We start from the raw sequence: 12780 nt of genomic DNA on the forward strand, positions 1-12780 counted from the left end.
CTTTCCGCTCGCGCGACTACGGAAGACAGGCGGAAGGGCGACTTCCGCCTGTGTCGCGCAGCAGGCGGACGTGCTCCTTACACAGGCGACATCAGGAAGGTCTGGCTTAAGGCAAATAGGCGTGAAGATCGCGGTGCGCACAGCGCACCCTACGCATGGCCAAAATCCGTAGGGGGCGCCACGCGCACCGATGGCGCCGTATCACAGCGAGAACGTGAACGGCGGGTGAACACGCGACAGGTTCAGGAAGGGATATTCAGGCAGGCGTTGGCAGCGGGCTATTCACCACCGACGGCGAAGTTGGGCAGGCTGTTGACCGGCTGGCGGAAATTGAAAGGGATGGATTCCACCGCCAGCCCGACGTTGCGCTGCACCACGAAATGCAGGTGCGGGCCGGTGCTGTTGCCGGTGTTGCCCGAGCGCGCCAGCAGGCTGCCGGTTTCCACCCGCTGGCCTTCACGCACGCCGACCGAGCCTTTCATCAGGTGCAGATAGACGCCCATGGTGCCGTCGTCATGCAGGATACGCACGAAGTTGCCGGCCGGGTTGTTGCCGCGTCCGCTCTGCTGGTTCTCGGTCTTCACCACCACCCCGGCGCGCGCGGCGACGATGGGCGTGCCTTCGGGCATCGCGATGTCCACCGCGTAGCGCCCCTTGGCGGTGAAGTGGCTGTAGGTGCCGTTGGCACCCTGGGTCTGACGGAATGGGCCGCCGCGCCAGGGCAGCGGATAGCGGTGAATGCTCGGCTGCAGACGCGGATCGCCGAGGGCGTAACGCAGCCTGGGCTTGTAGCGCAGCGGCTTGGAAGCGTCCTGCGCGGTCAGGGTGGCCAGGCGGATATTGCTGCGCGGCGGCAATACCCAGCGGATCGGCTTGTCCGGCGCGCCGATGGCGTTTTCCACCTGTTCGAGCTTCAGTTCGATTTCCACCGGCGCGAAGAGGTCGTTGCGGATCAGCAGGGTCTCGCCGGCTTCGTGCTTCTTGGTTTCCAGCTTCACCTGGTTGTCCAGGCGCTCGACCATGCGGTCGTTGAACACGAATACCTGCGCGCCAGGCGCGGCCTGGTCGCTATAGGTCACCACGCCGTTCTTGTCGACGTACTTGTAGATGGTCAGGGCAGCGGCTTGGCTACTGAGAACCAGCAGGCTGCAGAAGAAAATCAGACGCCCTAGCATAACGACTCGGATCTTATGGCTTTTCGATATCCGGGTTAGCAAGACTAGCAGTGCATCGCGACGCCTGCGAGCGACCGACCGTCAGGCTGTGAACCGGCGCACCGCCATCGATCGGCCATCTGCTCTGTATTGGGCTGGCGAAGCGAGTGGCGTTAAGGCCAGGAGTAGAACGGCGTCTTGGCGTAGAGTGTCGTGGGGCCTGTGCACAGCCATAGCAGCGGCGTCGATCTTCAGGTGCGCATGGCGCACCCTACCCCGGCATGTGATCCGCTACGCGCCGGGAACGAAGTGCTTCTGCGCAGTGCCCCGGGCGATCAGGCGCGACAGGTAGTCGAGCTTCTGCGGATCGCGATCGACGAAACGAAAGGTCAACTGCAGCCACTCGCTGTCAGGCTTTGGCTCGAACGCCGCCACTGCGTGCAGATAGCCATTGAGCCGCGCGGTTTCCGCCGCTTCGCCCTGCTCCAGGTCGAGCACCGCACTCTCCAACACCTGCGGCAACAGCTCGGTACGTTTGACCACCAGCAGCGCTTCCTTGAGGCTCAGCGCCTTGATCACGCAGGCCATGCTACCGGCCGGCAAACGCAACTGCCCCTGACCACGGCCGCTGGGCGGCTTGGCCGCCACCGCCGGTTGCGCTGCTGCAGTAACAGGCGCGGCGGGTGCCGGAGCGGGTGCACTGGGCTTGACCACCTCGGCCTTGCCGCCGGTCAGCGCCGCCAGCGAATCGTTGGCGAAACCGCCCGTGCTGAGCATCTTCGGTGGCGCGCTGGCCGCCAGGGCCTGCAGCTTGCCGGCGCGACTCAAGGCCTTCTTCACCTTGGTCACCAGCTGTTCGTTGGAGAAGGGCTTGCCGATGTAGTCGGAGACGCCGGCCTGGATAGCCTGCACCACGTTCTCCTTGTCACCGCGGCTGGTGACCATGATGAAAGGCGTGGTTTTCAGATTGTCCTGCTCGCGGCACCAGGTCAGCAGCTCGAGGCCGGACATCTCCGGCATTTCCCAATCGCAGAGGATCAGGTCGACCTCCTGGCGGCTCAGCATCTGCTGCGCCTTGCGGCCGTTGATCGCTTCTTCGATCTGTACGCCGGGAAAGTGATCGCGCAGCCCTTTCTTGACCAGATCACGGATAAAGGTCGCGTCGTCCACCACCAGCACACTGACTTTGCTCATCGGCCACTCCTGTACGAATGACGATAAGCATAGTCATGGCCAGTCGCCAAAGGCCAACGGAAAACGTCGGCCGCACAACAAATCGCGCAAACGAAACGGCCCGGGAAATCCCGGGCCGTTAGCGGCACGGTAGCCATCAGTCGTTGGACTTGCCCTCGACCTCTTCGCGCATGCGCGTCAGGCCGATGTGGCGAACGTCGGTGCCACGTACCAGGTAGATCACCAGTTCGGCGATGTTGCGCGCATGATCGCCGATGCGTTCCAGCGAGCGCAGCGCCCAGATCACGTTGAGCACGCGCGAGATCGAACGCGGGTCTTCCATCATGTAGGTGACCAGCTCGCGCAGCGCGGTCTTGTATTCGCGGTCGACGGTCTTGTCGTGCTGGGCCACGGCCAGGGCCAGATCGGCGTCGAAGCGGGCGAACGCGTCGAGGGCGTCCTGCACCATCTTGCGCACCTGGTCGCCGATGTGACGAATCTCGACGTACCCCTTGGGCGCCTCACCTTCCTCGCTGAGGAGGATGGCGCGCTTGGCGATCTTGGTCGACTCGTCGCCGATGCGTTCCAGGTCGATCACCGACTTGGAGATGCTGATGATCAGACGCAGATCGGAAGCGGCTGGCTGGCGGCGGGCGAGAATGCGGATGCACTCCTCGTCGATGTTGCGCTCCATCTGATTGATCTGGTCATCGATCTCGCGCACCTGCTGGGCCAGGCCGGAGTCGGCCTCGATCAGCGCGGTCACCGAGTCGTTGACCTGCTTTTCCACCAGGCCGCCCATGGCCAGCAGGTGGCTGCGGACTTCTTCCAGCTCGGCGTTGAACTGCTGGGAAATGTGATGGGTGAGGCTGTCTTTGTTGATCATTGCAATTCGCTCCGCAAACGCTGTGTGTAGGGTGCGCCGTGCGCACCGGCCCAGTGGTGCGCAAAGCCCTGGCAGCTCCGCGCACCCTACGGAATCCACTTAACCGTAACGACCGGTGATGTAGTCCTCTGTCTGCTTCTTCTCCGGGTTGGTGAAGAGCGTGTCGGTATCGCCGAACTCGATCAGCTTGCCCATGTACATGAAGGCGGTGTAGTCGGAGACACGTGCCGCCTGCTGCATGTTGTGGGTCACGATGACGATGGTGTACTTGGATTTCAGTTCATAGATCAGCTCTTCGACCTTCAGCGTGGAGATCGGGTCGAGTGCCGAGCAGGGCTCGTCGAGCAGCAGCACTTCGGGCTGTACCGCCACGGTACGGGCGATCACCAGACGCTGCTGCTGACCGCCGGACAGACCCAGCGCGGAATCGTGCAGACGGTCTTTCACTTCATCCCACAGCGCGGCGCTCTTCAGGCCCCATTCCACAGCCTCGTCGAGGATGCGCTTCTGGTTGATGCCCTGGATGCGCAGGCCGTAGACCACGTTCTCGTAGATGCTCTTGGGGAACGGGTTGGGCTTCTGGAACACCATGCCGACGCGACGACGCAGCTCGGCGACATCCTCGCCCTTGCGGTAGATGTTGCGGCCGTCGATGTTGATCTCACCTTCCACGCGGCAACCGTCGACCAGGTCGTTCATGCGGTTGAAGGTACGCAGGAGGGTCGACTTGCCGCAGCCGGACGGGCCGATGAAGGCCGTCACACGCTGCTTGGGGATGTTCATCTTGACGTCGTACAGCGCCTGCTTGTCGCCGTAGTAGAGGTTCAGGCCAGGTACTTCGATGGCCACGGTCTCGTTGGCCAGGTTCAGGCTCTGCTTGTCACGGCCCAGGGCCGAGATGTCGATACCGTGGGTAGCGTTTTCGTGTTGCATGTGCTCACTCCGTTCGCAGCGCCAGGCTGCAAGCTACAGGCTGCAAGCCCCGCAGGGCTTGCCGCTCCAATCAATGATCCAGGGCCTTGTACTTCTCGCGCAGGCGGTTGCGCAGGTAGATGGCCGTCAGGTTGAGAATCGCGATCACCAGTACCAGCAGCAGCGCGGTCGCGTAAACCAGTGGCCGCGCGGCCTCGACGTTGGGGCTCTGGAAGCCGACGTCGTAGATGTGGAAGCCCAGGTGCATGATCTTCTGATCCAGGTGCAGGTAAGGGTAGTTACCGTCGACGGGCAGGCTCGGTGCAAGTTTCACCACGCCCACCAGCATCAGCGGCGCCACCTCACCAGCGGCACGGGCCACGGCAAGGATCAGGCCGGTCATCATCGCCGGGCTGGCCATCGGCAGCACCACGCGCCACAGGGTCTCGACCTTGGTCGCACCGAGCGCCAGCGAGCCTTCACGCAGCGCCCGCGGGATACGCGCCAGACCTTCCTCGGTGGCGACGATCACCACCGGCACGGCGAGCAGCGCCAGGGTCAGCGAGGCCCACAGCAGGCCGGGCGTACCGAAGGTCGGTGCCGGCGCGGCTTCCGGGAAGAACAGGCGGTCGATCGAGCCACCCAGCACGTAGACGAAGAAGCCCAGGCCGAACACGCCGTAAACGATTGCCGGAACACCGGCCAGGTTGTTCACCGCAATGCGGATCACCCGGGTCAGCGGGCCCTGCTTGGCGTACTCGCGCAGGTAGATGGCGGCGATCACACCGAACGGGGTGACGATCACCGCCATGATCAGGGTCATCATGATGGTGCCGAAGATCGCCGGGAAGATACCGCCTTCGGTGTTGGCCTCACGCGGGTCGTCGCTGACGAATTCCCACACCTTGCTGCCGTAGAAACCGAGCTTGTCCATGGTCGACATGGCATTCGGGCGATACGCGCGCACCACCTTGCCGAGGCTGATCTGCTGCTCGCGGCCATCGGCCGAACGCACGGTCATGCTGTCGCGGTTGAACTGTTCGTAACGCGAGCTGAGTTCGGCTTCCAGCACCTTGTACTCGGCGTCCCACTGCGCGCGCTCGGCGGCCAGGTCGGCCTGCGCGGCGGCGCTCAGCTCACCGTTGAGTTCCAGCTTACGGGTCTTCAGACGCACGCGCTCGAGGCCGGCGTTGATACGGCCGATATCGGCCTTCTCGATCTTGACGATCTGCGCGTGCAGGTCATCCACTCGTGCCAGGCGCTTCTGCAGCTCCGGCCAGGCCGCATCGCCCTCGGCGACCAGTTGGCCGTTTTCCTTGACGTTGACCAGGTAGCCGTAGAAGTTGCCCCACTCGCGACGCTCGAAGGCGGTGATATCCACCGGCTTGTGCTGGTCGCTCAGCCACTCCCCGACCACCCAGGTGAAATCCGCGCCGTACAGGTCGCGGTTGCCCACCTTGATCAGCTCGCGGGTCATGAACTCGCCGCCTTCCACATCCACCGGCAAGCCGGAAGCCGCCAGACGCGCACGTGGAATTTCCTCGATCTGCACCACGGCACCGGCCATCAGCTTGGCTTCCTGGCCCGGCACCTGGTAGGTGGCTTCGATGATGTCGGCCGGCCAGAAGTGCGCCAGGCCGCGCACCGTGATCACCGCCAGCAAACCGATGACCATGATGATGGCGATGGACACTGCGCCGGCGTTCATCCAGATCCAGGGCGAGCCGCTCTTGAACCAGGATTTCATGTTGTTCTGTTTCACGGACATAGTCTTGCAGTCCTCAGAGCGAAGCGTACTTGACGCGCAGGCGCTGACGCACCAGCTCGGCCAGGGTGTTCATGACGAAGGTGAACGACAGCAGCACCAGCGCCGAGAGGAACAGAATCCGGTAGTGCGTACCGCCGACTTCCGACTCCGGCATTTCCACCGCCACGTTGGCGGCCAGGGTGCGCAGGCCTTCGAAGATGTTCATGTCCATGATCGGCGTGTTGCCGGTGGCCATCAGCACGATCATGGTCTCGCCGACGGCGCGGCCCATGCCGATCATCACCGCCGAGAAGATGCCCGGACTGGCGGTCAGGATCACCACGCGGGTCAGGGTCTGCCACGGCGTGGCACCGAGCGCCAGGGAACCGAAGGTCAGGCTCTTGGGCACGCTGAACACGGCGTCTTCGGCGATCGAGTAGATGTTCGGGATCACCGCGAAGCCCATGGCCAGGCCGACCACCAGGGCGTTGCGCTGGTCGAACGGAATGCCCAGGTCGTTGCTCAGCCACTGACGCATGTTGCCGTCGAACAGCCAGTTCTCCACGTGCCCGCTCATGCTCAGGGAGATGAAGCCGACCAGCAGGATCACCGGGATCAGCAGCGCCGCTTCCCAGCCATCCGGCACGCGCAGACGCACGGACTCCGGCAGGCGACTCCAGATGAAGCCGGCCAGGAGGATGCCGATGGGGGTGAAGATCAACAGGCTGAAGATGCCGGGTAGATGCCCCTCGACATAGGGCGCCAGGAACAGGCCGGCGAAGAAGCCGAGGATCACCGTCGGCAGCGCTTCCATCAGCTCGATCACCGGCTTGACCTTGCCGCGCATGGCCGGGGCCATGAAGTAGGCGGTGTAGATCGCCGCGGCGATGGCCAGCGGCGCAGCCAGCAACATGGCGTAGAACGCCGCTTTCAGGGTACCGAAGGCCAGCGGCGCGAGGCTCAGCTTAGGCTCGGCGTCGGTGCTGGCGGAGGTGGACTGCCAGACGTACGCCGGCTTGTCGTAGTTTTCGTACCAGACCTTGCCCCACAGCGCGCTGAAGGAAATCTCCGGGTGCGGGTTGTCGATCAGCAGGCGCTCGAGCTGACCGTTGCTCTCCACCAGCACGCGGTTGGCGCGTGGCGACAGGGCGGCCATGGTGAAGCCTTCGGCGACCGGCTCGACCAGCAGGGTGCGGTGCGCAGTGCTGTGGAAGATACCCAGGTTGCCGGCAGTATCCAGGGCGATGAAGCCCTTGCGGCGTTGCTCGGAGATGATCTGGGCAATCGGCTGGCCGGCCATCTTGAAGTCGCGCACCAGCTTCAGCGAAGCCTTGCCGTCTTCTTCACGCACCATGAACCACTGCGCGATACCGCCCTTGCTGTCACCGATCAGCAGCGAGATGCCGCCGAGCAGCGAGGTCGCGTAGGTCACGTCGGTAGCGCCGTCGCTGAGCAGCTTGTAGCGGCCGTTGAGGGCGTTGCGACGCAGGTCGAAGACATCGGCAGTGGCACGGCCGTTTATCACGTACAGCCACTGCTGGCGCGGATCGATGATCAGCTCCTTGATCGGCTCGGCGATCTGCGGCAGCGCCAGACGCTCCTCGTTGGTGCTGACCTCGCCGGTCATCAGGTTCTCTTCGCGGCTCAGGCTCACTGCGTGCAACTCGCTACCCACGGAAGCGGCGACCAGTAGCGTACCGCTGGCAAGGCTGATGCCCATGTGCTCCAGCGGACGACCTTGCGGGTCGAGGGTCAGCGGCGCTTCACCGAAGGGGTAGGTGACCACCGGGGTGATGGTCTTGACGTCATTGGGGTAGGACACCCGGTAGCTGTGCTCGAACACCAGCACCTGGCCATTGGAAAGCCCCAGGGCTACGCGGTTGCTGCCCGGCTGATCCTCACCGACCGAAGTCACTTCGCTGCCGGCTGGCAGCGGCAGTGCCACCGCATTCATCGCCGCCATGCTCTTGGCATCGAAGAACTGGATGTTGCCGGACTTGGACAGGCGCATGCCGACCTGATTCTGCTCTTCTAGCGCCATCAAAAGCGGCGCGCCAGCCTCGGCCAGCCAGGCCGGCTGCACCGGCTTGCGCTGCTCCAGGTCGGCGCCCTGGAACATCGGCAGCACGACATAGGCCAGGTAGAAGAAGATCAGGGTGATGGCGCCGAGTACGGCAAGGCCACCGACGGATACGCCCCAGCGAGCCAGGCGATCCTTGAACGCGCGCATGCGGCGTTTGCGTTGCAGAGCCGGAGTGTTGAAGTCCAGCCCGAGGGAATTTGGGGAGGCGGTCATGGTTTCACTAGCCAGGTCATTCATGATTGAGAGCGTCTCTGCGCGGCCATGAGCGCGCCGCATTTTTCGTCTATTTCACGAGCCCGGCCAATTTAGCGGTTTCGTATGACAGAAAAGTTACAGCACGGTGACGTAGCAAAGCCCGCCTCTACATAGAGAAGCGGGCTTCGTGTGTGCAGCTTGAAGCGGTCGTTACATACCCAGTTCTTTCAGGGTCTTGTCGACGACTTTCTTCGGCAGCGGGATGTAGCCATCCTTGACCACGACTTCCTGGCCTTGCTTGGACAGAACGAGTTTCAGGAACTCGGCATCCAGCGGGCTCAGCGGCTTGTTCGGCGCCTTGTTGACGTAGACGTAGAAGAAGCGCGCCAGCGGGAACTTGCCAGCCAGGGCGTTGGCTTCGTTGGCGTCGAAGGCTTCACCGCCTTTCTTCGACAGCGGCACGGTCTTCACGCTAGAGGTCTTGTAGCCGATGCCCGAGTAACCGATGGCGTTCAGGGTGCTGGAGATCGACTGCACCACCGAAGCGGAACCCGGCTGCTCGTTGACGTTGGACTTGTAGTCACCTTTGCACAGAGCTTCTTCCTTGAAGTAGCCATAGGTGCCGGACACCGAGTTGCGACCGAACAGCTGGATCGGCTTGGAAGCCCACTCACCGGTCAGGCCCAGGTCACCCCAGGTCTTGATGTCCTTCTCGCCACCGCACAGGCGGGTGCTGGAGAAGATGGCGTCGACCTGAGCCATGTCCAGGCTCTTGATCGGGTTGTCCTTGTGCACGAACACCGCCAGGGCGTCGATAGCCACCGGAACGGCGGTCGGCTTGTAGCCGTATTTCTCTTCGAAGGCCTGGATTTCGCTGTCTTTCATCGGACGGCTCATCGGGCCGATATTGGCGGTACCTTCGGTCAGCGCGGGTGGAGCGGTAGAGGAACCGGCCGCCTGGATCTGAATGTTCACGTTCGGGTAGCTTTTCTTGAACTCTTCAGCCCAGAGGGTCATCAGGTTGGCCAGCGAATCGGAACCGACACTGGAGAGGTTGCCCGATACACCGGAAGTCTTCTCGTAGTTCGGCAGAGCCGGGTCGACGGCGGCAACCGCGGATACCGCGCTTACGCCAGCGGCGGCGAAAGTCAGGGCCGCCATCAAACGCTTCAGTTTCATGCCTTGCTCCTAGCAGGAATAGTGTTGGTGGAACGGGCCACAGTATCGATAGGCCACATGACCACTCTATGAAACGAATGTGACAGTTAAATGAACGTAGGCGACTTTCGGTCGCGGCAGAGAAAAGGCGCTTCGGATGGTTTGGGGAACATACGGGTGGCACCGGACTGGCAAATAAGTGTGTGCTGTACGCAGCGCTATTCATCTCTGGGCCAAGATCATTCGCGTGTCGATCTCTCGTCTTGGTTTCGCTCCTCAGGGGCGAATCAAGGTGTGGCGCCCGTAAGGGGCGCAACCCAAACGCTCAGCGCACGCGGTAACGGATAGTGCTAAGTCCGTAAGCGATACGCACACAAACTTGCCAGTCCGGTCTGCTCAGACCCAAGGAAACACCGAAAAACCGTCGTTCCCGCGGAGGCGGGAATCCAGAACCTGCGAACTCCTGGACTCCCGCCTTCGCGGGAGTGACGATGAATGACGTTTTCAGCCCCCCAAAATAGAAAGCCCCCGCACGCATCACGTGCAGGGGCTCGGGTAGTGCAGTTGGCGTTACTGCATGTTCTGCTTCAACGCCCGCATGCGGTCATGGCAGGCACGTACCTTGGGCATTTCCATCGCCAGCAGCACGCGAACATCATTGTCGGCGCTTTCCAGGGCGTCCTCGAAGGCATGCAGGATGCGGTCTTCCGACTCTTCCAGCTGCGCGACGTAGGTGGCGTCTTCATCCTTGGCCAGGGTTGCACGGGTGTCGGCGTAGAACTGGCGCAGCTTGCCCAGCATGGTACCGCCGGTGGCCGGCTCGCTCTGATTGGCAGCGACCTTGACGCTCAGCGCCTCGATCACCTCGGTCTTGGCACGCGCCATATCGCGGAACAGTGTCTGCAGGCGGATGTCCTTGACCTCGTCATGGGCATGCTCGTAGAAGCGCTTGCCGTCACGAGTGATTTCGATCAGTTCGTTCAGTTGTGCGGTCTTGCTGCTCATGGAATGACTCCTTGACTCAGGGTGGTGAATGGCCGCGTTCCAGCGGCACGTGTTCGGGCCGGCGGTCAGCTGCTGACGCGCAAAGCGTCGGCATCCACACCGCGCACGCCGCGGATGTTGCGGGCGATTTCCACCGCCAGGCGTTTCTCGGCATTGCTCAGTACGCTGCCACGCAGGTTGACCAGGCCGTCATCGGTGGTCACGGCGATGTTCAACGCATCGAGATTGCGGCTGTAGAGGAAGCTGGCCTTGACCTTGCTGGTGATCCAGCCGTCGCTGATGTTCTCGCGCGCCTCTTCCACCGCCGTCTGCACTTCGTTGCTACTGCTGTCGGCGGTGCTGATGCTGAGATGGTTGAACACCTCGCGAACGCCATCGGTGTTGGCTGCCAGCTGACCCGCCAGCTCTTTCGAAGCCGGCGTCTGGGCATGACCACTGAGGGTTACCGCGCCATTCTCGGCACGCACGCGGATGTCCAGGCCACGGGTGTTGCTGTTCCACAGCAATTTGGATTTCACCGTGGCGGCCAGGCTGGCATCTTCCAGGCGCTGAACCAGGCCAGGCGGGTCGCCTTCGGCGGCTTCGCCAGTGACATCGATGTGATTGTCCACCGACTCGATGCCATCTATGCTCAGGGCCACCTGCTCGGCCAGCTCCTTCTGCACCTCGCTCTCGACCTGGCCGGCCAGGGTGGCCTGGCCATCTTCCACGTCGATATCGAGCTTGAACGGATTCAGGTGACGGTTGAGGGCGAAGGCCGTCCAGATCGAGCCTTCCTGACGCGCGGCCTCCAATTGCGAGGCCAGCTGGCCTTCGGCAGCATGGCTGGCCAACGGCGTCAGCCCGAGCATCATCGCGGTACCGGCGGCCAGCAACAAGGGTTTGAACGGGGGCATGGATTCACTCCTGTTCGTGAAACGATAAAAGGAATATCGCAAGCCCCGTGCCAGCTTCTTTTTTTAATAAATCCATTTAAAAACAACTGGTTATGATCGATGCTGGCAACCTGACGCCATGCAGGCTGCAGCATCGGCGCAGTCAGGCCGTGCAACTTGCACGGTTTTTCCCTGACTAACCTCCATCGACCAGTCAGACGGAGCACATTCATGGCAGATTCAGAGCAGACCAGCGGACGCATTCTGCTGGTGGATGACGAAGCGGCAATTCTGCGTACCTTCCGTTACTGCCTGGAAGACGAGGGCTATGACGTCGCCGGCGCCAGCAGTGCGGCGCAAGCCGAAGCACTGCTGCATCGTCAGGTGTTCGATCTGTGTTTCCTCGACCTGCGCCTGGGCGAGGACAATGGCCTGGATCTGCTGGCGCAGATGCGCATCCAGGCCCCCTGGATGCGGGTGGTGATCGTCACCGCGCACTCGGCCGTGGACACCGCCGTCGATGCGATCCAGGCCGGCGCCGCCGATTACCTGGTCAAGCCCTGCTCGCCGGATCAACTGCGCCTGGCGGCTGCCAAGCAGCTGGAAGTGCGTACCCTGGCGGCACGCCTGGAAGCACTGGAGGGCGAGGTGCGCAAGGCCAAGGACGGGCTCGACTCGCACAGCCCGGCGATGATGGCGATCCTGGAGACGGCCCGCCAGGTCGCCGCCACCGACGCCAACATCCTCATTCTCGGCGAGTCGGGCACCGGCAAGGGCGAGTTGGCCCGCGCGATTCACGGCTGGAGCCGCCGCGCCAAGCGCACCTGCGTGACCATCAACTGCCCGTCGCTGACCGCCGAACTGATGGAAAGCGAGCTGTTCGGCCATGCCCGCGGCTCCTTCACCGGCGCCAGCGAAAGCACTCAGGGCCGGGTCAGTCAGGCCGATGGCGGCACCCTGTTTCTCGACGAGATCGGCGACTTCCCACTGGCGCTGCAGCCCAAGCTGCTGCGCTTCATCCAGGACAAGGAATACGAGCGTGTAGGCGACCCGGTCACCCGCCGCGCTGACGTGCGCATCGTCGCCGCCACCAACCTGGATCTGGACGAGATGGTACGTGCGGGCCGCTTCCGCGAGGATCTGCTCTACCGCCTCAACGTGATCACCCTCAAATTGCCGCCACTGCGCGAGCGCCACGAAGACGTGATGTCCCTGGCCGAACGCTTCCTCGCCCGCTTCGTCAGCGATTACGGCCGCCCCGCCTGCGGCTTCAGCCCAGAAGCCGCTGCAGCGCTGCAGGCTTATCACTGGCCCGGCAACATCCGCGAGCTGCGCAACGTCATCGAGCGCGCCAGCATCATCTGTCAGCAGGAAGCGGTAGAAATCACCCACCTTGGCCTCGGCGGCAGCAGCGAAGCGCCAACCAACGCTGTTCGTGTGGGCGCCCCCATGAGCCTCGAAGAACTGGAAAAAGCCCATATCGCCGCCGTCCTGGCCAGCAGCAGTACCCTGGACATGGCGGCCAAGACCCTGGGCATCGACACCTCGACCCTCTATCGCAAACGCAAGCAATACAACCTCTGAGCCTGGAA

10 protein-coding genes are annotated in these 12780 nt (G+C 62.9%); 1 reads left to right on the top strand and 9 read right to left on the bottom strand.

The annotated features are described in order from the left end of the window. Positions 1-278: 278 nt before the first annotated feature. The 9 genes from C7A17_RS09335 to C7A17_RS09375 form a co-directional block, all read right to left on the bottom strand. On the bottom strand, positions 279-1175 hold the full coding sequence (locus tag C7A17_RS09335) for a peptidoglycan DD-metalloendopeptidase family protein (protein ID WP_106737776.1): 897 nt from the start codon (positions 1173-1175) through the stop codon (positions 279-281). Positions 1176-1445: 270 nt separating this feature from the next. Beyond that, on the bottom strand, positions 1446-2348 hold the full coding sequence (locus C7A17_RS09340) for a response regulator (RefSeq protein WP_106737777.1): 903 nt from the start codon (positions 2346-2348) through the stop codon (positions 1446-1448). A gap of 136 nt (positions 2349-2484) precedes the next feature. After that, positions 2485-3213, bottom strand: coding sequence for a phosphate signaling complex protein PhoU (gene phoU / locus C7A17_RS09345; RefSeq protein WP_106737778.1), 729 nt, complete (start codon positions 3211-3213; stop codon positions 2485-2487). Between the two features lie 99 nt (positions 3214-3312). Then, complete coding sequence (gene pstB, locus C7A17_RS09350) at positions 3313-4146, bottom strand: phosphate ABC transporter ATP-binding protein PstB (RefSeq protein ID WP_106737779.1); 834 nt, start codon at positions 4144-4146, stop codon at positions 3313-3315. A gap of 70 nt (positions 4147-4216) precedes the next feature. Then, positions 4217-5872, bottom strand: coding sequence for a phosphate ABC transporter permease PstA (gene pstA / locus C7A17_RS09355; protein WP_394337070.1), 1656 nt, complete (start codon positions 5870-5872; stop codon positions 4217-4219). Between the two features lie 34 nt (positions 5873-5906). After that, on the bottom strand, positions 5907-8192 hold the full coding sequence (locus tag C7A17_RS09360) for an ABC transporter permease subunit (protein WP_106737780.1): 2286 nt from the start codon (positions 8190-8192) through the stop codon (positions 5907-5909). A gap of 168 nt (positions 8193-8360) precedes the next feature. Continuing rightward, on the bottom strand, positions 8361-9329 hold the full coding sequence (locus C7A17_RS09365; protein WP_106737781.1) for a PstS family phosphate ABC transporter substrate-binding protein: 969 nt from the start codon (positions 9327-9329) through the stop codon (positions 8361-8363). A 549-nt stretch (positions 9330-9878) separates the two neighbouring features. Further along, positions 9879-10313, bottom strand: a complete 435-nt coding sequence (locus C7A17_RS09370) for a PA2169 family four-helix-bundle protein (protein WP_106737782.1) — start codon at positions 10311-10313, stop codon at positions 9879-9881. 65 nt (positions 10314-10378) lie between these two features. Beyond that, a complete protein-coding gene (locus C7A17_RS09375) occupies positions 10379-11209 on the bottom strand; it encodes a BON domain-containing protein (protein WP_106737783.1) in 831 nt (276 codons plus the stop codon). A gap of 210 nt (positions 11210-11419) precedes the next feature. Between C7A17_RS09375 and algB the strand changes: the two genes are divergently transcribed. Further along, positions 11420-12772, top strand: a complete 1353-nt coding sequence (gene algB / locus C7A17_RS09380) for a sigma-54-dependent response regulator transcription factor AlgB (RefSeq protein ID WP_106737784.1) — start codon at positions 11420-11422, stop codon at positions 12770-12772. Positions 12773-12780 lie beyond the last annotated feature (8 nt).

The sequence above is a fragment of the Pseudomonas mendocina genome (genome assembly GCF_003008615.1).
In the GTDB taxonomy this organism is placed as follows: Bacteria; Pseudomonadota; Gammaproteobacteria; order Pseudomonadales; family Pseudomonadaceae; genus Aquipseudomonas; species Aquipseudomonas mendocina_C.